This window comes from Paenibacillus caseinilyticus (assembly GCF_027533645.1).
In the GTDB taxonomy this organism is placed as follows: domain Bacteria; phylum Bacillota; class Bacilli; order Paenibacillales; family NBRC-103111; genus Paenibacillus_G; species Paenibacillus_G caseinilyticus.
On the sequence record NZ_JAQAGY010000013.1, the window covers coordinates 88160 to 108664 of the forward strand.

16 protein-coding genes are annotated in these 20505 nt (G+C 57.1%); 3 read left to right on the forward strand and 13 right to left on the reverse strand.

The features are described from left to right. Positions 1–417 precede the first annotated feature (417 nt). Positions 418–972, forward strand: a complete 555-nt coding sequence (gene loaP / locus O9H32_RS19280) for an antiterminator LoaP (RefSeq protein ID WP_269867754.1) — start codon at positions 418–420, stop codon at positions 970–972. Positions 973–1158: 186 nt separating this feature from the next. Here loaP and O9H32_RS19285 read toward each other — a convergent pair whose 3' ends face one another. The 5 genes from O9H32_RS19285 to O9H32_RS19305 all read right to left on the reverse strand — a co-directional run bounded on the left by O9H32_RS19285 (position 1159) and on the right by O9H32_RS19305 (position 6781). Further along, positions 1159–2562, reverse strand: a complete 1404-nt coding sequence (locus O9H32_RS19285; RefSeq protein WP_269867755.1) for an MATE family efflux transporter — start codon at positions 2560–2562, stop codon at positions 1159–1161. A gap of 420 nt (positions 2563–2982) precedes the next feature. Next, positions 2983–3846 carry a hypothetical protein gene (locus O9H32_RS19290; RefSeq protein ID WP_269867756.1) on the reverse strand — a complete coding sequence of 288 codons (864 nt, stop codon included), beginning with the start codon at positions 3844–3846 and terminating at the stop codon, positions 2983–2985. A gap of 203 nt (positions 3847–4049) precedes the next feature. Further along, positions 4050–4274 carry a twin-arginine translocase TatA/TatE family subunit gene (gene tatA / locus O9H32_RS19295; RefSeq protein ID WP_269867757.1) on the reverse strand — a complete coding sequence of 75 codons (225 nt, stop codon included), beginning with the start codon at positions 4272–4274 and terminating at the stop codon, positions 4050–4052. Further along, positions 4274–5989: a GMC family oxidoreductase gene (locus O9H32_RS19300; RefSeq protein WP_269867758.1), complete on the reverse strand. Its 1716-nt coding sequence runs from the start codon at positions 5987–5989 to the stop codon at positions 4274–4276. Before O9H32_RS19300 ends, tatA begins: the two co-directional genes overlap by 1 nt. 21 nt (positions 5990–6010) lie before the next feature. Further along, positions 6011–6781, reverse strand: a complete 771-nt coding sequence (locus O9H32_RS19305) for a gluconate 2-dehydrogenase subunit 3 family protein (RefSeq protein WP_269867759.1) — start codon at positions 6779–6781, stop codon at positions 6011–6013. Positions 6782–6900: 119 nt separating this feature from the next. On the opposite strand from O9H32_RS19305, the gene O9H32_RS19310 reads away from it, so the two are divergent. Then, positions 6901–7623 (forward strand): hypothetical protein, encoded by a 723-nt coding sequence (locus O9H32_RS19310; protein WP_269867760.1) that lies wholly within the window; start codon positions 6901–6903, stop codon positions 7621–7623. Between the two features lie 190 nt (positions 7624–7813). Here O9H32_RS19310 and O9H32_RS19315 read toward each other — a convergent pair whose 3' ends face one another. Both O9H32_RS19315 and O9H32_RS19320 read right to left on the reverse strand, forming a co-directional pair. After that, entirely contained in the window at positions 7814–10168 is a 2355-nt protein-coding gene (locus O9H32_RS19315) for an immune inhibitor A domain-containing protein (RefSeq protein WP_269867849.1), read from the reverse strand. A gap of 349 nt (positions 10169–10517) precedes the next feature. Continuing rightward, positions 10518–10862, reverse strand: a complete 345-nt coding sequence (locus tag O9H32_RS19320; RefSeq protein ID WP_269867761.1) for a winged helix-turn-helix transcriptional regulator — start codon at positions 10860–10862, stop codon at positions 10518–10520. Positions 10863–10980: 118 nt separating this feature from the next. Between O9H32_RS19320 and O9H32_RS19325 the strand changes: the two genes are divergently transcribed. Then, positions 10981–11877 (forward strand): alpha/beta fold hydrolase, encoded by an 897-nt coding sequence (locus O9H32_RS19325; protein WP_269867762.1) that lies wholly within the window; start codon positions 10981–10983, stop codon positions 11875–11877. A gap of 181 nt (positions 11878–12058) precedes the next feature. Here the strand turns inward: O9H32_RS19325 and O9H32_RS19330 are convergent, their stop codons facing one another. From O9H32_RS19330 to O9H32_RS19355, 6 genes are all read right to left on the reverse strand, one after another. Beyond that, on the reverse strand, positions 12059–13015 hold the full coding sequence (locus O9H32_RS19330) for an NAD-dependent epimerase/dehydratase family protein (RefSeq protein WP_269867763.1): 957 nt from the start codon (positions 13013–13015) through the stop codon (positions 12059–12061). Between the two features lie 281 nt (positions 13016–13296). Further along, on the reverse strand, positions 13297–14181 hold the full coding sequence (locus O9H32_RS19335; RefSeq protein WP_269867764.1) for a carbohydrate ABC transporter permease: 885 nt from the start codon (positions 14179–14181) through the stop codon (positions 13297–13299). A gap of 43 nt (positions 14182–14224) precedes the next feature. Beyond that, positions 14225–15115: an ABC transporter permease gene (locus tag O9H32_RS19340; RefSeq protein ID WP_269867765.1), complete on the reverse strand. Its 891-nt coding sequence runs from the start codon at positions 15113–15115 to the stop codon at positions 14225–14227. 146 nt (positions 15116–15261) lie between these two features. After that, positions 15262–16968 carry an extracellular solute-binding protein gene (locus O9H32_RS19345; RefSeq protein WP_269867766.1) on the reverse strand — a complete coding sequence of 569 codons (1707 nt, stop codon included), beginning with the start codon at positions 16966–16968 and terminating at the stop codon, positions 15262–15264. Positions 16969–17224: 256 nt separating this feature from the next. Then, positions 17225–18721, reverse strand: coding sequence for a response regulator (locus tag O9H32_RS19350; protein ID WP_269867767.1), 1497 nt, complete (start codon positions 18719–18721; stop codon positions 17225–17227). Next, entirely contained in the window at positions 18718–20496 is a 1779-nt protein-coding gene (locus O9H32_RS19355) for a sensor histidine kinase (RefSeq protein ID WP_269867768.1), read from the reverse strand. The genes O9H32_RS19350 and O9H32_RS19355 overlap by 4 nt, the downstream gene beginning before the upstream one ends. Positions 20497–20505 lie beyond the last annotated feature (9 nt).

Here is a 20505-nt window from a genome sequence, read left to right on the forward strand (position 1 = left end):
ACCATTCCGTAAAAGAGTAGCCTGTCTTTCGCATAAGGATACCTTCCGATGATTGGGATGTGCCGCATCAGAAAAGAGACTGGACATGAGGTTGTCCAGTCTCCGGAATACGGATAGTAAGGCCAAAATGCACATGACCCCCCATTCGCCGCCTGCGGCAAAAACCGAGGTGACGATACGGTATGCATCTATATCGCCGCATCTTTCCATCAACGTGCCTGAACATCGATTGACCTCCGGATGAGCTCTTTTAGTAGTTTAGTACAGCAGTTCACAAAAGTAAATATTAAATATTTTTGCTATTAAATAACTTCGTTGCCTGTTGATTATTGAACAACCCGATGCTACTATTTGTTACATACATTTCCTTTTGACGTTGATTTTCCCAGTACATTCATCATGAATTGGAGGGTTATTATGGGATGGTATGCTTTGTTCGTCCAATCAGGAAAAGAAGAGCGTGTGCGTGAGGAGCTATACAGGCGGTTCGACCGGAACCATATGGAATGCATTATCCCCCAGAGAAAGATACCCGAGAAGAAAAATGGATTGTATATCGACGTCATCAAGAAGATGTTCCCCGGCTATATTCTCCTCAATATACGGATGGATTTCCATACATATTATCAGATCGGCGATATCCCTATGGTCTACAGGCTGCTCAACTACCATGATTTGACGAAACGGAAGGTGCAGTTTGCGGAGCAGACCCCGGAGGATCAGGAAGCCTATTTCAAGCGAATACCAGACGATGAAATGAAGGGCCTCCTCCAGCTGATCCGGCAGGATGAAATTCTGGGATATTCCAAAGTGCTGATCGAGGACTCCAAGGTGATCGTGAAGAGCGGTCCCTTGAAGGATATGGAGAGCATTATCAAAAAAATCGACAAGCATAAAAAACGGGCGAAAATCATGATCCGCTTCTTCGAGAAAGAAGTGATGCTAGACGTGGGGCTGGATATCCTCTACTAAGATCATGCCCTCGGCATCCTTGAGGCAGTCCTCAGTCCTCAAGATAAACGGCTTCGCCGTCCTTTAAGGACGATACGCGCTTATAAGATTACAGGATCGAGCCCTGGCGAGATTATAAATTATTATCTATGAACAAAACGCATCCTCTACAGCGAGGATGCGTTATTGGTCTATAGGCTGCCGGAATCATGACGTGCTGGTCGTTGTCGATTGGCTGATCAGCCGGGCCTTGCGCCAGCCTCCAAAAAAGTAATTCAGGAAATTGAGCGTTGTCGCTACCGCGAACCCGATCGGAAAGCTCCACCAGATCGCATTAAACCCGTAGTGATGACCAAGGAACACGGCGAGCGGATTGCGGACGAACAGCAGCGCGATGAACGAGACGATCAGGGGGCCGATGACCGCTCCCGAAGCGCGGACGACGCTGGCGACCACGGTGAACATTCCAAAAATAATGAACGACCATAAGGTTACGTCGTTGATATGGATCCCGAGATCGACGGCCTTCCCGTCGGACGGCAGGAACAGTCCGAGCGCCTGACGGTTGAACCAATGCAGGATGAGCACCAGCCCCCCGGTGAGCGAGACATTGAAGGCGACCCCTGTCCATGTGATGCGGGACACCCGGTCCCACCGGCCCGCGCCGATATTCTGCGCCGCCATCGAAGTGACGGCTCCCCCCACGGCCATGGCCGGCATCTGGACATAGTTGGAGATTTGGCTGGCGACCCCGTAGGCGGCGGCGGCCTCCGAACCGTACGAATTGACCAGATGAATGAGAATCAGGTTGCTCAGCGACACCACGATCAGGTTGAGCCCCATAGGTATCCCCTTCTGTACGGTGGTTCGAATGATCCTCCAATCCAAGCGCAGCAGGTGAAGCTCCTTCCTCGTAATCCGCAAAAAATATTGTTTGCGGTACAAGTACACGATGAGCAGGACGAAGCTGACGAGCTGTGCGATGAAGGTCGCGATGGCGGATCCGGCAATACCCAGTGCAGGGATCGGCCCCGCTCCTGCGATCAGCAGCGGATTGAGCGCAATATCAAGCACCGCCGACAGCAGCAGGAAGTAAAATGGCGTCTTGGCATCGCCCGAGCCCCGCATGATCGCCATGATGAGATTGAAGCCGAACAGGAACGGCGTTCCGGCGAACATGATCTGCGTATACGTCACGGCCAGCGCCTCGGCATCGGCAGGGGTATTCATCCAGCGCAGAATCACGTGCGAGAAGGCATAGCCGAGGCCGGCCACAATCAAGGACAGCGCGAAGAAGAACACGACACTCGTGCCTACGACTTTCTTCGCCTCTTCCTCCTGCTTGGCTCCCAGATGCTGCCCGATCAGGATGACCGAGGCCATCGCCAGACCGAAGATTGCGCTGATGAGCAGGAACATGAGCAGGTTGGCATTCGATGTCGCTGCAAGTGCGGTCTCGCCCAGGAAGTTGCCGATCCAGATCGCATTGATCGAGCCGTTAAGCGATTGCAGAACATTGCCGAGCAGAATCGGTAAAGAAAAAAAGAATAGCGTCTTGGCAATCGGTCCTTCCACGAGGGACGATTGCGCTTTGGGTGGTGATGTGCTCATCGGTCACGGCACTCCTTCGTCTTCAACTTTCATTTCAAGGTCCTGGAAGCACCAACATCATACCATATATTTCAATTCAAACTAAAGAAAGGATTTATTGCGAACATATGTTCGATTTCTTTTCACACCGGAGTACGTCCTTATCCCCGAAGGCAGCATTTGCGTGAACAGACGATTTGTTCATGGCCTCCCGAAGCCCGGCAGCTCATCCCCAGTCAAAAAAACTGGTATATAATAGAAGTAATTTTATTGACACCCAGGCTGGAAGCGATAGCTAACCGCCCATCCAACCAAACCAAAAGAGCTGCAAGGGGATCGACTCCGATCCTCCCGCAGCTCTTCGTATGGGTTGAAACCGTGTAACACGTGTGGCACTCACGATGGATCCGTCGGCTTCATTGCCCCGTTATTGCCTCGCTATCAATACCGGTCCAGTATGACCTGCGTCTTCAGTGAATCCTGCGGCAGGAACCAGCCCTTGCTCTGCAGATAAGTCTGCAGCGCAGCGCTCTTCGCGGAAGCTGCAGCCCTGTCCTTCGTCTTGAACGAAATCTCGACAATGTACTCCATCCCGGTGCCCGCCGCATTCTTGACCGGCCACACCTCGATGTAGGTCTTCAGTCCGCTCCACGTACCCTCGCTGCGCTTGGCCAATACAGGTCCGTAGATCCGCGAACCGGAGAGAGCGCCCGTCCCCCAGCCGGAGAACAGATCATCGTCGAACTGATCGGGAGCATGGTTGACCAGCAGACTGCGTGAATCCTTGAGATTCGGCAGGTCCATCCCGCTGTAGCCCGACTTCGAACCGGATTTTTTGCGGGAGATGCTCAGCGTTTTCTTCTGGTAGCCCCACTCGATCTGCGCTTCATAATTGGAATCATTGACATCGAAGCCGTCGAGGTTCGCGTTCGATAGAGCTCCGTCAATGTCGTTATTGGTAACGGGATACCGCTTCTTATAAGTCAGCTCGAAGCCGCTCTCGCCTTCCGTCTTGCGGATGCGGGTGTTCCAGCCGTTCTGGTTCAACGCTTGGTCGTCCGTGTCCAAGAACTGCACGTTCATCTTGGTCACCGTGTCCGGCATACCGAATGCAGACTTGACATCTGCCGTCAGCTTCGCGTCGCCTCCGAGAACAGCGGAAGGAGGCATCAACATCTTCACCTCATAGTCAGGCACCATATTGGATGCTGCCTGTGCCGTCGTTGGGACGGCGGCCGTCACGGAGATAACTGCCGCGCACAGGATCGAAGCCACAGCGCATATCCACTTCTTTTTCATTTTCATGATTCCCTCCTCTTTAGGTCCGTAACAGTTACCGTTCCCCCTCGCGGGCGGTACAACCTAGACTCTAAAGAAGAATTGTTATGGCTGTATTGCCGCAATATGTAGATCGCGTAAATGAAGGAAAGAGCGCGCCCGGCCCTATCGGCACATTGTGCAAAAAAAGCCGCCGACAGCAGCCGGCAGCTCTCCCCTTACCCTTCCTCTTACTTGTCGCGTGTTGTCTGTGGTGCTGCCGTTGCAGTAACCTCGGTGCGCTCCTGCTCCGGGGCGGGCTCCGCGATAGAGGTCACCTCGCGGGCGCCTTCCTTCAGCTCCCTGAGGGTGCGGCCGAAGGCCCGGCCAAGCTCCGGCAGCTTGTTCGGTCCGAACAGCAGCAGGATCACGAGCAGGAGAAGCACCAGGTGGCCTGGCGATAACAGATTCCCCATCAAGCCAGCACGCCTCCTTTTTGCCGGTAGGTTAAGATGCCCTCGGCCGCGCGGTATGCAAGCGCCCCCACCGTCCCGGTCGGATTGTATCCCGCATTCTGCGGGAAGGAGCTTGCGCCTACGACGAACAGGTTATCCACGTCCCACATTTGCGAATAGGTATTGACCGCCGAGGTCTCCGGCGCCGAGCCCATGATGACGCCGCCCGTATTATGCGTCGATTGGTAGGTAGAAATATCGTAGGGGCCGAGCTCCTTCATCGGATCGACATGCTCCGCGCCCATTTCTTTGAGAATATCGGCGCATTTGCCGGCCATGAATTTGGCCAGTTCCCGGTCCTGGTCCTCAAAGTCGAAGGTAATCCGCAGCAGCGGATCGCCGAATGCATCCTTGTACGTCGGATCGAGATCAAGATAATGGTGCCGGAACGACATGGAGGAGCCTTCCCCTCCCACCGTCAGCGCCCGGTTGGCGTACTTGACGGAATTGGCTTTGAAGTCCTTGCCCCAGGAAGGCGTTCCGGACGGAACCGGATTGTTCAGAATCGGCCGGTAGCCGGTTTGTCCCAGGATGATCATCCCGCCGTGAATGAAGTTCAGACTCGAATGATCGAAGTTATCGCCGTTATAATCGTCGACGATCATGCCGAGCGCGCCCGCCCCGGCAAAATTATTGAATTCCTTCTTCTCGAAAAAGCCGACCGCATTCCCCTTGCGAACCTGGTAGGCATAGTTTTTGCCGATGACCCCGGTGTGCGTGGCCGGATCATACGGACGCCCGAGCTGAGACAACAGGAGCAGCCGCGTATTGTTGAAAACATAGCCGCACAGTACGACGATATCCGCCGGCTGTTCAATCTCTTCTCCCGTGGTCAAGTCTGTATACATGACGCCAGTCGCCTTATTCCCGGTATGCAGGATCCGTCGCACATTCGAGTGGGTCCGGATCTCGAACTTGCCCGTTTTTTTGGCGACCGGGATAACCGTGACCATTGGATCGGCCTTAGAGCCGTATTCACAGCCGAACCGCTCGCAGAAGCCGCAGTATTGACAGGCGGCTCGCGTAATCCCGTCCGGATTCGTATAATTGTCCGACAGGTTCGCGGAGGGCTGTACGTAAGGATGCAGATTGAGCCGCTTCGTCGCCTCCGTGAAGAGCTCCATCGCCTTCGTTTTCTTCATCGGCGGGGTTGGGAACGGGCTGGACCGCTTGCCTCCCAGCGGATTATCCTCTCCGGAGATACCCGCCATTTTTTCGAATTTATCGTAGTAAGGCTCGATCTGGTCGTAGGTGATGCCCCAATCCTGGATGGTCATCTCGGCCGGAATTTTGTCCTTGCCGTAGCGTTCGATGGTCTTGCTCCGGATCTCGAAGTCGTAGGGCAGGAACCGGAAATTCTGTCCATTCCAGTGCACACCCGAGCCGCCCAGGCCGTCGCCGATCAGAAAGGAACCGTACTGACGCATCGGCAGGGACCTGATGTTCTCGTTGCTGCGGAAGGTGATCGTCTCCTTAGAGAGATCCTGCATCATTTCATAACGGACGGCATAACGCAGTTCGTCATGTACCATGAAGTAATCCTCGGTCTTGCGTTCCTTGCCCCGCTCGAGACCGACGACATTCAAGCCGGCCCTGGTGAGCTCCGAAGCGATAATGCCTCCGGCCCACCCTACTCCTATGATCACAACGTCCGTCTTCGGCAGTGTCTTTGCCATACGCAGCTTTCCCTCTTTCCCTTAATGAGTCATGTGCTCCTGCAGGCTTTGCGGAGGAATTTTCGTGAACTCTTTGTCGATCACGGTGGCATAGCTCATTTGAGCTCCCGGGAAATTCCTCATCTGCCAGCCCTTCATATCGATATTGCCGCCATACAACGGATCGCTGTAAGCCCCTTCCAGCGTGTTGCTGCGGAGCGTTTTGAAGAATCCGCTTGCGGAGATCGTCGTCAGCTTCGCCTCATCGGTCTCGAACGCTTTGAGCGCCTGGTCTTTCTGTTCGTCGGTCAGCCCGGTGAACCCGGTCTGGAATTGGGCCTGGCTGTAATTCTCCAGCTCCCGCAGACCGATCTCATACATCTCCCGCCTCTTCAGCCGGCCTTGATAGCCCTGCACCTTCTCTCCGGCGAAGAACGGCGGAGACATATAGTCCCTCGCATTGAAGCCGTAGTCGCCTGCAAGCTGGTGGTCAATGAAGAAGGCTACGCCGAGTTCCTTGGCCCCCGGCCCGTTCTCGTCCGCCGGAAAGATGCGTTCGACCGCCGCTTCGGTGACAGCGAACTGTTCCGGCGTGAAGAACATTAACGCGCGGTTGTAGTTTTTGGGCTCCGCCGCTGCCGGAGCCGGAGCGGGCGCTGCGGTTTGGGGGGATTTTTTGATAAGCGAGCCGATCGCGCCACCGAGTACCGCCCCACCGAGCACAAACCCGGTGTTCTTAATAAAATTCCGCCGGGAAAGCTTGCCGGGTTCTCCCTGCTCTTCCTTTGGCTTCTGTCCATCTTGCTGTTCCATTGCAGCCACCTCACCATTGTAGGATCGATTTTTTATATTATTTTTCCAAGAAGAGGATATTATACAAACCGAAGGAAAGGTTACCCTAATAAAAATTGAAAACATTGGAGGGTTCTATCATGAAAAAGGGGCTCATGCTTGCTGTGCCGGTGGTTTGCAGCGTTCTGGCTCTCACGGCCTGCCAGCAAAATACGAATCAAAACGCCAGCCAGACGGCGAACCAAACCGGCAAAGCCAATCAGCTTCAGACCCAATCCGCTGCCGGGACTTCGGATCATACGCAAGGGACGCATCTGCATGATGCAGGAGTCATTCCAAGCGCCAACAGCCACAAGCTCCGCACGACCAATGAGCTTGGCGGCACCTCTAAGGGACTCGGAAGCTCGGTGTACAGCATGATCGGGAGCTCGGGGCTTCACAGCGAGGGCTTCTCCTCCCACCTCGAATCCCGGCTCAGCGGAGCGGGAATCGAAGGCGTGAAGGTGTTCGTATTCGACGATACGGTCGTGCTGGCGACCGACCATCTGCAGAAATCGGGAGCCCAAATCGATTCTCTGCAGCAAAAGGTGCTCAGCCCGCACGGGGGGCAGTCCGGCAAAGGCCAGGAGCCGGGAACAAGCGTAGGGACGCTGGGCTCTAATGCGGGCTCGGACGATAATCTGGGTCAGGCGGAACTGCGGATCCGCGATTTCATCGGGGGCAACGTGAAGGTGATCAAGGCTACCGGCGCGGAGGCAGTTCAAACGATCGACCGGATGAAAGCCAATGCTAGTTCATCCTCCTTGTCCCCTTCGGAGCTGGCCAACGATCTGCGCAAGCTGCTCGACATGGCCCAAAAATAACGGAGTCCTGCCCAAGTTGAATGATCTGGCGGCATGGTGCCCGTGCGCGGGTCTCCGGGCCTGATAACAATAAAACACCCCCCAGCATGCTACCCGTTGGCCTGAAGAGGCGGTACCGGGTGCGATGCTGGGGGGTGTATTTGCGCTGTGTTACCTGAGAGTCGAATGAAAGATAAGAATGAGTGCCTGCTTATTTATCCTTGTGAATCCAAATCAATCCGGCAGAGTTGTCTCTGGCTTCGCCGACTACTCTGAACTTCAATCCGTAATTCGGCACCTTCCGTCCGGCGTCCGGAATCAGGGTGTTGCTGTAGCTCTTGGCGTCGGAGAACTCGGTCACGCCAGGCAGCGGCTTATACTTATATTCGCCTCTGGATTCGTTATTGATGTACCAGGCAGGCGTCTTATCCAAGGAGAATGCTGCATCCGCCACTTGGTAACGCGTGGTCTGGGCGACAGTGTCGGCCCCGTTCTTCTTGAATACCAGCGCTTCGGGATGGGAATCGACTACGCCGAGGAATCCTTGTCCCGGGTGGATGCCCACCCAGTTGTCGAGATAGCTGTCATCCGCATACCATACGACAAGTCCGGTATTGTATTTGACGCCGCGGCTGAAGGCCAGCGCACGGTCCGCCCCCTCGTAATTTCTCCATTCGAGATAGTAATAGTGTTTCTTGAGTTCCACACCGTTCGATACCGTGAACCCGTTCAAGGTGAGGCCCGGCGTTCCTTCGGCATCGTCCGAGAAGACGGTCTGGCCGTTGACGGTTAACTTGGCATTATCGAGCGCGAAGCCGTTCAGGGCAAGGCCGCCGTCCGTAACATAATCGAAGTGGAGAGAGACTTTGCTGCCGGCGAACTGGTTCAGATTGTAGGATTTGTCCACCCAAGCCCCGTTGGTGGTTTCGGCCTTGGCGTCGCCGTTCGTATCGTCGTCGCCAATCGTATCGAGCACGACGCTCTTTCCATCGTAGGTCACCGCGGTTACCGTGAGGGCGTCATACTGGTACTCGACATCATACAAGGTCTTGAAATCGAACGAAGCCGTCTTGGCCGCGGTCAAATCAAACTCCGGCGTGGCGAGCGTCGTGTGAAGATTGTCGCCCTTGGTGCTGTAGTAGTACTTCGTGCCGAAGGCCGGCTTAATGCCCTGCACTTCCTTCTCGGGCAGGTTGACTTTCACGATGCCGGGATTGCGCGACTTGGTCACACTCTGGTCAATAATGGCTGCCGCACCGAACCCGTTGATCTCTGACGCATCGATCTCGCTGATGTTGGCCCAGTTGCCGCCCATCGTTTTCTGGAACTGCTCTTTATTCTGGGGAGAGAACGAGCTTGGCGTAGTACCGGCAATGTTCCCGTTCCAGCTGCCGCCGCTCATGATGGACCAGGAAGCGACAGGCTCGCCTTGACCGGTATATTGGGTATCGTATTCATCCGGCAAACCAAGGTCATGGCCGTATTCGTGGGCGAATACCCCTACGGCTCCGTCTTCCGGCTGGATCGTGTAATCATAAGCAGCCATTTGGCCGCCCCAATAGTCGACTGGGGTGCTAGTGCCGGGAATGCGGTACACGCCATTCAACGTCCAACGGTGCGACCACACGGCATTGTCTCCGAGCTGGCCGCCGCCGGCTTCCTGTCCGGTACCCGCATGAATAATCATCAGATGATCCACGATCCCGTCGGGTTCGTTCTGGTTCCCGTCCCCGTCCATATCGTATAAATCGAAGGTATCATAGTCGGCGAGATTCACGCCCTTCGCTGCCGCCGCATTCAGGGCGTCCTTCACCAGATCCCGGGGCCCCTTCGGATCCTGGTTGTCATGACCACCGGCCGGGTTGTCGTCCCCGTACTCCGCAGCGGAGCCCGGAACCGTCAGCCAATCGGATACATAACCGTCCACCGTGTAGCTGCCGCCGGACTGCTCTTCATAGTACTGCTTGAACGTGGGGACCTTGGAACCGTCGAAGAGCGTGAAGTTCCGGCTGCCGAACATCAGCTTCTGATAGTGCTCCCGGCTGAAATCGCTTGCATACATATAGCCCGGCTCTTGCTTGATGTTGTTATGCTTGAAGTCCGCGAATTCCGTCAGCAGCACCAGCACTTTGTCCTGACGGACAGGACCGTTATAGCGCTGCGTCCGCGCTTCGGGAATCCGGATGCCGTCCGGGTTTCCCCTTTTGAAGTTGTCGTGGCCTTTGCTCATCTGTTTTAACAGCTGCGTTTTTTGCTTCGCCAAAAACTCCTTGGACTTCCGGTCCATCTCGTCATGACGCTTGTCCTGCTTGGCGCTGGGACTTTGAATATTTTTACTTTTGGCCGCTATGTACGATTTGACGGATTTGGCGATTTGGTCGGGTGTCGCATTCTTGCTCAGAATGCCGCGGTTCATCAGCCCCTTGGCCAGGCGCTCTTCGTCAACAATGTTCAGATCGACCGGCGGCGCATCCAGAGCCGCGCCGGTATACTCCGATTCCGCCGCCAGAGCCGAGGAAGAGAGTAGTCCCGCACCCAAGCAGGCGGATAATAGTATGCTGGTCATTTTCAAATTTCGTTTTTTCAATAGGAATCCTCCTAAGATAATAAAGTAGATTACGATATCTGACATTTAACCATTGGTATATTGAAATTAATTAAATAATAGTTTGACTATTCTGGTAAGTGCTTCGGGTCCTGAGCAAATAGGCCCATATTTTTCCTTTGTCGACTCGTTTCTGCAATTTCTGCAGCTGCCCGTTGTGAGCAGAATAGCCCTGCCCATCCAGCTTGTATGGGCCAAGGACAACAAAACAGGAGCCGAAACGCCCGGCCCCTGTGCTGTATTCCACGTACAAAGCGGCTGCCGGAGACGATCATTCTAGTCCCTGGCAGCCGCTCTGTTGATTGTTGGCTCAAGCTAATTCAGCTGATTTGCTCTTTTGCGGACACGTGAGCTCCGTCTGGGCCCAAGCCCTCATCGCAGCAAAAATGGGTTGAAGGCGCTGCCCGCGTTCGGTGAGTTCATACTCGACGTGCAGCGGAACGCCCGGGTACAGCGTCCGGGTAACAATGCCCTGTTCCTCGAGCAGACGCAGCCGGTCCGTCAAGGTCTTCGGACTGATGGGGTGCAGCGAACGGCGCAGTTCCCCAAAGCGCTTGATGCCATTGAACAAGTCGCGCAGGAGCAGCAGGGTCCACTTACCGTCCAGCATCTTCAAGACCGGCTCGATGACATCAGGGCATTCAGGATCGATCATCTGCTATCCCTCCATAGTTCATTTTTTGAAACTATTGCACTTATTTGTAACTACTTTTCAAATGTATCATACTCCGATACGATGGGGAAAGTGAAAGTGAAGGAAAGGAAGAGATCCCATGACTATCCAAATGAAACGGCCCTTTGAAGTGGACGCGGAGGAATACCCGTTCAAGGACCACTGGCTGCCCTACCGCGACGGCATGATCCATTATCTGGACGAGGGAGAAGGACCGGTGGTTCTGCTCCTGCACGGCAATCCTACCTGGTCTTATCTGTACCGGAATGTCATCAAAGAGCTCAGCCGCGAATGCAGGCTGGTCGCCGTCGATTACCCCGGATTCGGGATGTCTCAAGCGCCTTCCGGCTACGGCTATACGCCGCAGGAACAGTCGGAGGCCGTTCACGAATGGATCCGGCGCCTCGACCTCAAGGATTTTGTGATGGTCGTCCAGGACTGGGGCGGTCCCATCGGATTCGACTATGCGACGAAGAACCGCGACAACCTGCGCGGCATCGTTCTCATGAACACCTGGGCCTGGCCGGCTGAGCGTCTTCCGATGAAGCTGTTCTCCCTGGCCATGGGAGGGCGGCCTCTGGGGTACTGGCTCCAGACCCGGCGCAACTTCTTCGCCAGAGTCATCGTACCGCACGGGATTCACCATACGGACAGGGTCACGGACACGTTGCGCGCAGCCTATACAGCCCCCTTCCCCACCCCGGCCTCGAGGAAGCCGACATGGGTTTTCCCAAGGCACATCCGCAAGGCGCGGCCTTGGCTGGCTGAGACCGAATCCAGGCTTCCGGCATTGTCTAACGTGCCTGCCCACATCCTGTGGGGTACAAAAGACAGCGCCGGCTTCCCGCTCGAAGAGATGGCCAAATGGCAGAGCTACCTTCAAAATCATGAATCGGAAGTCCTCGATGATGCTTCTCATTACGTCCAGGAAGACCGGCCGGACCGGGTTGCCGCGGCCATTCGAAGAATCCTGGAAAGAACGCATCGATCTTCTTGAGCGAAAATTACTATAACAAAGACCGCTGCAAGTAAAGCGGATCTACGGCTGTTCCACAGCAGATCCCTGGAGAAGGTCGTGCCCGTGTACTTCCATTCTCATGATCGGCCTTGTGGATGGACGCTTTCTAAGCAGAATTTGATTTATTGATCACTCACCATAGGTCACATCGTTTTTTCCGTCATTTGCCGCTCTGCAATTCGCGGATCGTTGCCGTAATGCCGTCAATGAAGGGGGTTGCCGGAATGTTACCGATGCGGCGCTCGTATTTGTCCCCGCTCAAACGCAGCGGTTCTTCTGTCAAATACAGCATCTCGACGACCTCTTTCATCACGGGGACAAAGAGACCCAGCAGGGAGAGGCCGGCTTTCCCCAGAGAGATAACAGGGTTCGAAGCTCCGCTTGCCCTCTGGGCAATACGCACGATCTCACGGCCGGAGATGACACCGGCGCCCGGAAGGTTCCAATTCTCTCCGTAAGCATCCTCCCGGGCGGCAAGCTCGGCGATCATCACCGCTGCGTCGGGCAAGTACACGTATTCACGGGGTACCCTCATGCCCCCGATGAAGAACGCCATTTTGCCTGCGGCAATGCTCTCGAGGGTGCCCCCGAGATAAGAGGCTTGATTCGCGGTCGGCCCGTAGTAATCCGGCAGGCGGACAATCATGGCCTCCACGTTATTCCAGCGGCTGCTGAATATCATCTGTTCAAAGGCGAGCCGGACTTTCCCTTTCTTGGTATGCGGCTGCTTCGGGTGGTCCTCGGTCACCCGGTCCGACTGCCTCCTTCCGTAAGGATAAATGCCGTCTACCGCGACTACCTTCAAGCCTAGCCGGCTCGCGGCTTCCATGACCGATTCACCCAGCGGAATCAGCCGGCTTGCCATCTCATGGTACGGTACGTTCGCGCAGTGGAAGAGGACGTCCGCACCTGCCGAAGCGGCCGCTACATCACCCGGCCGGAACGCGTCGCCTGCCGCCAGCGACAGGTTGGCCGGATTTCCGAGCTTCGCCGCGAATTGTTCCAGCTTCGGGAGAGAACGGCCGAAGGCCGTCGTAGGAATTCCCCGCTTCACCAGCTCCGCCGTAATAACGGCACCCGTGCCGCCTGTTGCTCCTACCACAATCGCTCTTTTCATGTTCATCCGCCTCATTTCGATGTAGGTTTAGTGATTGATCAATCACTAACTTATAAGTGCACTATACCAAGTATCTAGTGATTGGTCAATCACTAATTTTAAAAATGAATGTGCAGTCCCCTTTGCGATTGACCTTCTCTTTCTCCTGCTTGTTAGGAAGCGGCCTTAAGGGCTTAGTGCTGCCCAGCCCAAAGACCCGGAGACTAACGTCCCGGGTCCCTGCCTGCCCTCATTCCCTGCCTGGCGCCATCATAGGTCCCTCGCCCAAGTGGACGCGCACCTCATTCTTTCACCGAGCCGAGCGTGATGCCGTGAATGAAGAACCGCTGCAGAAACGGATACACGACCAGCACGGGAATCATGGCGATGAAGATTTTGGCCGCATTCAAGGTCTGGTTCGACAGCTCACTCATACGCTTGATCTGATCCTCATTCATGGTCGTGGCGTCGATGATGACGACCAGCTGCTGGATATACGTCTGCAGCGGGTAATGCTCGGCCTTCGACATAAGCACCAGTCCGTTGAAGAATTCGTTCCAGTGATACACGATGCTGAACAGGGTCACGGTAGCGAGCACCGGCACGGCCAGGGGCACGAATACCTTCCAGAGCATGTACCACGGCCCGGCACCGTCGACCAGCGCCGCCTCCTCCAGCTCCTTCGGCAGATTGCGGAAGTAGTTCACGACGAGGATGACGTTGAACATCGGCACGCTGTTCCCGAGCACCAGTCCCCAGATGCTGTTGATGAGCCCCAGCGACTTCACGGTCTGGTACCAGGGGATCAGCCCCCCGTTGAAGAGCATCGTGAACACGAGGGTCCACATGAATACATTGCGCAGCGGAAAGTCCTTGGTCGTCTTCGACAACGGATACGCCATCAGCACAGTGACGATCAGGTTCAGCCCCGCTCCGAGCACCACCCGCTGGATCGAGATCCAGAAGGAGCCGAAGAATTTGGTATCGCCCATAATCTCCTTATAGGAGCCGAGATTGAATCCTACGGGCCACAGCCGGACCTCGCCCGCAGCCGCCGCTGCATTCGCACTGAGCGACACGGCCAGCGTATACCAGATCGGGAGCACACAGAGCAGCGCAGCCCCCGCCATCAGCACGACCAGTACGGCATCGAATACCCGGGAACCCCAAGTAGTTTCTTGAACCATTACGGTCCCCCCTTTTCCTTCAAGATTGAACTGCAGGCCCTCTTCAGAATATCCGGTATCCCGCGAACCGGGAGGCGAGCAGATACGATACGGTGATCAGGATGAACGAGATCACAGACTTCAGCAGACCCGTGGCCGTTGCCAGACCGTACTGCAGATCGACGAGCCCTGTCCGGTACACCCAGGTGTCGATGATATCGCCGGTTGAATAGACGAGCGGATTATACAGGTTGAAAATCTGGTCGAAGCCCGCGTTGAGCACGTTCCCCAGACTGAGCACCGCCAGCAGGATGATGGTGGTGACGATACCTGGGAGCGTCACGTTCAGCAGCCGCTGCCAGCGGGTCGCGCCGTCGATCGCCGCCGCTTCGTACAGCGACGGGTTAATGCCCGTCAGCGCCGCCAGGAAGATGATCGTGTTGAAGCCGAATTCCTTCCACACATCGCTCCCGACGATGAGCAGCGGGAACAGGTCGGCCCGCGCGAAGAACAGGATGGGCTCCGCCCCGAAGGCGGACAGCATCTGGTTCACCGGCCCTTTGTAGGCGAAGACATCGAGCAGGATGCCCGCCAGAATAACCCAGGACAGGAAGTGCGGCAGGTACACGATCGTCTGCACCCACCGCTTCAATACGGCAAGCCGCAGCTCGTGAAGCAGCAGCGAGAAGACGAGCGGGACGAACAGGTTGGCGATGATTTTCATAACGGCAATCACGATCGTATTGCGGAATACGAGGCCGCTGTCCCCAAGCGAGAACATGTAGCGGAAGTTGTCCAGGCCGATCCAATCGGAATGCAAGATGCCGAGTCCCGGATTGTAGTCCTGAAAGGCGATGACAATGCCGAACATCGGCACGATGCTGAAGAGCGTAAGCCAGATCATGCCGGGCAGCAGCATCAGGTAATAATGCTTCACGAATCCTTTCGTTCTCATTGGCAGAGCACCTTTCCACACGCTAGATTCAGAGTTGCCGAAGCATCCCGGCAGGGATGCCCCGGCTGCACTATCAGTGTATTTCGTTTTTGACAGCGACCTTTATGCGAAGCATAACGGAGCGCAAAAACGAGAATACGAGCCCTCTATTTCGACGCTTCCTCGACTTCGGCGGTAATCTGGTCCCCGCCCTGCTTCTTCCAATTCGTCACGAACTGGTCGAAGGTATCGAGCGGCGCTGCGCCCATGATGATCTTCAGGAACGTCTCCTTCTCGAGCTTGTCGAGATTCGCCCAGCGGCTCTCCATCGTCTTCGTCTGGGAGTACGTCACGCTGTAGGTCTTCTTGTACGGCTTCTCGAGCGCCGCCACACCGACGAAGGTCGAGTACATCCGTTTCCACACCCCGAGATCGGCCTCCGGCTTCCAGTACTGGATATCCACTTGATCGTACGGCTCGAGCTTCACCTTCTTGACGTTCTCGGCATCGGCCTTGAGCAGCTTGTAGCCCGGCAGGTCGAGCTCCTCCGGCTTCTTCGTGCCGGCGAGCACTTCTCGCAGCATCTTCAGGGTGACATCCATCTCATCCATCGGCGCGAACACGAGGCGCAGCGGATAGTTGGCGATCGCCACTTTCACATCGAACTTCGATTCATCGCGCAGCAGCAGGTTGATCATCTTCATCGCCGCTTCCGGGTGCTCGTAGCCCTTACGGACGACGACGAACTGGTTGGACGGGGTGCCCATGTGCGGCGTGAATTCGCCTGAGGCGTCCAGGGGCACCGCATAGGCCTGCCAGTTCGCCTTCGGGTCATTCTGGATCGCATCCCCGAGCGGGCCGTACCCGCCCCACCACATGCCGAACCAGATGCCGGACTTGCCGCTCTTGATGAGCTCGGAGGCGTCCTTGCGCACGCTCATCTCCCTGTCGATCAGTCCCTTGGCATAGAGATCGCGGAGCTTCGCGAGCGCCTCCTTCGTCTCGGGCTGGATGGAGCCGTAGACCGGCTTGCCGTCCGCGCTCTTCAGCCAGAATCCCGGATAGGAGTGGAACGAGGAGAAGACCGGGTCGAAGCCGTAGTTATTATTGTTCGGCGTAATGAAATTCGCATGGATGAGCCCGCCGGACTGCGGCCCCGTGATGCCGATCGTATCGGCCTTGCCGTTGCCGTCCGGATCCTGCTCGACGAACGCCTTGGCCGTCTTCTCCAGATCATCCAGCGTCTTCGGAACCGGCAGGCCGAGTTTGTCCAGCCAGTCCTTGCGGATCCACATCATATGCACCATATCCGACTCTGTAGTGACGTTCGGGATCGCCATCATCTTGCCGTTGAAGGTGACCGCCTTGGATGCGAGCCCCTTCGTCGATTCGATGATGCTCTTGACTGCCGGCGAGGCATACTGCGCGAATACATCCGTCAGGTCGGCCAGCTGGCCCGCCTTGACCATCTGGCGCAGCTGCGTGTCGTTGACGACCATCGTGTCCGGCAGATCGTTGCTCGCAATCGACAGGTTGACCTTCTGGTCGTAGTCCTTGCCCACGGCGGCCTGCCAGACGAGCTTCGAGTCGATGTTCAGGTGCTCCTTGACGTAGCGCGTGTACTGGTTGCTCTCCGGCGTATCGCCTGCCGGCAGGCTCTTGTCGGTAGGGTCGACGCTCTTGCCGATCGTGATCGTCAAGGGCTGTTCGTACTTGCCGAACGGATCGGCGGGAGCGGAACCGGACTTCTCTCTAGCATTCTTGGTCTCTGCCGGAGCGGCCGGCTGCTTCGCTTCGGGCGGCGCGCTGCAAGCAGTGACGGTGAGCAGTCCGGCTGCTGCCAGCACGGGGAGGCCTTGTCGGATGATGCGCATGAATACCCCTTCTTTCTATTCGATATGGTTTGGATTGCGTTCGGACTGCGTGTGGCGGTCTTGGGTTCCCCGCGAATGCGTTACGGCACCCGCCCTGTCTGTAAAGGCTTACAAACCTAGGGTACCATAACCAGCCCTTCGGGCTGGATGGCAAAGGGTCTTCGATTGGCGGGGAGTGATGTCCGCCGCTTCGGGGAATGCAGCCTTCGCTGACCCCGCGCACCGCCAACCGGCGGCCCCAGCCGCTTACACGCCGTCATTTGTCCCCCTTGCCCGGCGACACCTCTCCCCCCTCCCTCCGGGATAGGCGGTATTCGCTTGGCAGCAATCCGGTTACCTCGCGGAAGGTCCGGCGAAAATATTTCTCGTCGAGATACCCTGTCTTCTCCGCGATCCACTGGACCGGTTTGTCCGTGTGGAGCAGATACTCCTCCGCCTTGGCCATCCGCGTCTTCCTCAAGTATTCGTTGAAAGTGCAGCCGACGATATTCCTGAAGCACTCGCTGAAATAGCTGCGGCTCATATGCACCCGCCGGGCCGCATCCTGCGCCGTCATCTCCCCGCCGAGCTCCTCGTGCAGCAGATGCACGCTCTTCATCACGGCTTCGACCACGCCCGCCGAGTAAGCGGACCTGCCCATTGCCTGCCGGACTTCGGCGCTCGTATCATCCAGCCACTGCAGCCCTTGATACCGGTACACCATCGCGGCAGGCGGCCGGATCTCGACGCCTGCCACCTCATGGTAGAACCGGTTCCAAGAGGCGGCCAGCGTATAGAGCAGGGCATACAGCTCCGCGGGCGGGATCCGGGTCTGCGCCAGCCGCTCCTTCAAGGCACCGCAGAGGGCGGGGCTGTGGATCCATTCGGGCGAGAGCCAAGATGCAGCCGGGAGACCGCTTCCCGCTGCCTCAGGCGCTTCGGGGCCGGAGGCCATCCATCCGGCGGGGGAGAACACGCCGAGACGCCCGTCCTCACGCATGTCGTAGAACAGGCTGCGGTCCTTATACTCCCGCAGCGCACGCTGAAGCTGGCCGGCACTGCACTCCCGCAGGCCGGACAGCTCGAGCAGCGCCCAACCGGGCGCGGGGAAGGGAATGTCTTCATTGCGGTTACGGGTCCGGTCCATAGGGAAGCCCAAGCGCAGCATCCCATCCGTCCGGCCACTCCGCGACTCGTGCTCCCCTTCGGCCGGCAGCCACACCCACAGCCCCCGCTCGATCTCCTGCAGCGCAGGCTGCAGCTTCTCCGGAAGCAGCTCCCGCAGCCACCCCGCGTCCGCATCCGGCAGCAGGGTCACGAAGGCGGCTCCCCGGTCCGGCCTCAGCGCTTCCTCTGTCCCCGGTGAGGCAATGCCCTCCTTCCCGCTCCCGTGCCGTTCGCCGATCCGCCCGGCGATACGCCTCAGCACTTCATCGAAGCGTTCCGTTTCGAGCTGAACCTTCGCTATGTAATCGATGGCGCCGAGGCGGAGCGCCTCCTGGATATATTCGAAATCCTGATGCAGCGTAAGCACGGCGATATGGACGTCGATGCCCCTTTTCCGCACCTCGCGGATGAGCTCGATGCCCGTCATCACGGGCATCGCCAGATCGGTGAGGAGCAGATCGACAGGATGCGCCTCCATGAATTCGAGCGCCTTCAGTCCCTGTGAAGCTTCCCCGACCACTTCCATCCCGCATGCCTCCCAAGGCATAGCGGAGATCAATCCCTTGCGCACCAGCTTGTCATCGTCAACGACCAGTACACGAATCACAGCTCTTCCTCCTCTGTCAGCGGCAGCTTCAGCTCCATGCGCGTCCCGTGCCCCGGCCGGCTTAGGATCGCAAGCTCCGCCCGCACACCGTAATGGATGGCCATCATCCGTTTGACATAGTTCATGCCGATCCCCATGCCTACCCTCCGCTCTTCGGGCGGACGCTCCTCCAGGAGCCGGCTCACTTCTTCCTCCGGCATGCCCGCCCCGTTGTCCTGCACGGTAATCCGCACGAAGCTCCCCTCCTGCCGGACCTCCACATCGATCCGTCCCTCATCCTCCAGACCGTGGTACAGCGCGTTCTCGACCAGCGGCTGCAGCAGGAACCGGGGGATCGGCGTGTCCAGCACCCCCTCCTCCGCTTCGATAGCCACTTGGAACTGGAAGTCGTACCGGACCTCCTGCAGGGTCAAATACTGATGGAGCGCATCGAGCTCCTCCCGGATGGTCGCCTCCTGCCCTAACTTGCCCAGGTTATAATAAAGAAGCTTGTTCAGCGACTGCACGAGCCGGTCGATCTCTGTCTGCCCGCTCATCACCGCGAGCCATCGAATCGTATCCAGCGTGTTCATCAAAAAATGCGGATTGATCTGGTACAGCAGCTTCTCCACCTCGAGATCCGCCCGCCGCTTCTCCTTCAGCTCCACCTCCGCGAACAGACTCCAGATCTGTCCCCGCATCTCCCGGAAGCGGTGCAGCAGATCATCGAATTCGGGGATATGAGTAGGCCGCAGGGGCCATGCCGGTAGCGGCTCATCCGACTGCGGGCTGCCTTTTTGAAGCGTCATGCCCTTGATCTCCCGGTGGAAGGTGCCGAGCGGTCTGTACACCATGGACCACAGGAGCCAGCCCAGCAGCAGCGAGATGCACAGGAAGAGCAGCGAAGCCAGCAGCACTTGGGCCCACCACCGGTTCATCTCCCGGTTATAGTCGGCCGCAGGAATGACGGAGAGCACGCTCCAGCCCTGGCTGCTCCTCTCCCGGAACCAGTAATGGTCCGCATCCAGCCCGGCTGTTCCCTCCTCCGTGAAGCCGGGAAATAACGTATCCACCGGAAATGCGGACGGAATGTGGCTGTAGGCGATGCGGCCTTCGCCATCCACGATGAGATGGGATACCCTCCCGCCGAACCCTTCGCCCAGGATGCCGCTCGCCAGTTTGAAGCCGGACTCGATATAGACGTAGACATCCTCGCGCTCGGGCAGCTCCACCCGGCGCAGAGCCGACAGCACGACCTGGTTGTCGAACCGGTTGCTGCTCGGGTGCGGACCATAATAGGAGATGCCGTTGTAGTGTCCGAGCAGCGGCGCCTTCTCCGGCGCGAAACCGTCCTTCACCCCCATGTTCTCGAATGCGGTGGTCCCCTCCCTCTGAAAATAATACAGGGTGAGGCCGATATTCGGATTCGTGAAGGTAATCAAGCTGAGCTCGTTCTTCACCTCATCCGTGAGCCGGGAACGCTCATAAGGCTCCTGTGCCTCCAGCAGCTGGTCCAGCTTCCGTCCGACAGATCCTTCGAACGCCAGCTGCTGGGAGACGTGGTTCAGGTTGCTGAGGGTGTTCTCCAGCGACTGCTCCACCCCTTTCAGGTTGCTGACGATCCCCGTCTGGATCTTGTTCTGCATCATGGAGTAAATAGTAGAGTAAGAGATGGCTCCGATGCTGAGAAAGGGAATCAGGGAGCTGCACAGGAACAGGATCATCATCCGCCCCTTCAGGGGAAGCCCTTTCCGCTGCCGGGCCCCCTTCCGTCTAATCCGTACCCGATGACCCATGGACCGCTC

Excerpts from the sequence above, each read along its gene's own strand:
- loaP (WP_269867754.1), top strand. The coding sequence starts at position 418 with ATGGGATGGTATGCTTTGTTCGTCCAATCAGGAAAAGAAGAGCGTGTG.
- O9H32_RS19285 (WP_269867755.1), bottom strand. The coding sequence starts at position 2,562 with ATGAGCACATCACCACCCAAAGCGCAATCGTCCCTCGTGGAAGGACCG.
- O9H32_RS19290 (WP_269867756.1), bottom strand. The coding sequence starts at position 3,846 with ATGAAAATGAAAAAGAAGTGGATATGCGCTGTGGCTTCGATCCTGTGC.
- tatA (WP_269867757.1), bottom strand. The coding sequence starts at position 4,274 with ATGGGGAATCTGTTATCGCCAGGCCACCTGGTGCTTCTCCTGCTCGTG.
- O9H32_RS19300 (WP_269867758.1), bottom strand. The coding sequence starts at position 5,989 with ATGGCAAAGACACTGCCGAAGACGGACGTTGTGATCATAGGAGTAGGG.
- O9H32_RS19305 (WP_269867759.1), bottom strand. The coding sequence starts at position 6,781 with ATGGAACAGCAAGATGGACAGAAGCCAAAGGAAGAGCAGGGAGAACCC.
- O9H32_RS19310 (WP_269867760.1), top strand. The coding sequence starts at position 6,901 with ATGAAAAAGGGGCTCATGCTTGCTGTGCCGGTGGTTTGCAGCGTTCTG.
- O9H32_RS19315 (WP_269867849.1), bottom strand. The coding sequence starts at position 10,168 with ATGACCAGCATACTATTATCCGCCTGCTTGGGTGCGGGACTACTCTCT.
- O9H32_RS19320 (WP_269867761.1), bottom strand. The coding sequence starts at position 10,862 with ATGATCGATCCTGAATGCCCTGATGTCATCGAGCCGGTCTTGAAGATG.
- O9H32_RS19325 (WP_269867762.1), top strand. The coding sequence starts at position 10,981 with ATGACTATCCAAATGAAACGGCCCTTTGAAGTGGACGCGGAGGAATAC.
- O9H32_RS19330 (WP_269867763.1), bottom strand. The coding sequence starts at position 13,015 with ATGAAAAGAGCGATTGTGGTAGGAGCAACAGGCGGCACGGGTGCCGTT.
- O9H32_RS19335 (WP_269867764.1), bottom strand. The coding sequence starts at position 14,181 with ATGGTTCAAGAAACTACTTGGGGTTCCCGGGTATTCGATGCCGTACTG.
- O9H32_RS19340 (WP_269867765.1), bottom strand. The coding sequence starts at position 15,115 with ATGAGAACGAAAGGATTCGTGAAGCATTATTACCTGATGCTGCTGCCC.
- O9H32_RS19345 (WP_269867766.1), bottom strand. The coding sequence starts at position 16,968 with ATGCGCATCATCCGACAAGGCCTCCCCGTGCTGGCAGCAGCCGGACTG.
- O9H32_RS19355 (WP_269867768.1), bottom strand. The coding sequence starts at position 20,496 with ATGGGTCATCGGGTACGGATTAGACGGAAGGGGGCCCGGCAGCGGAAA.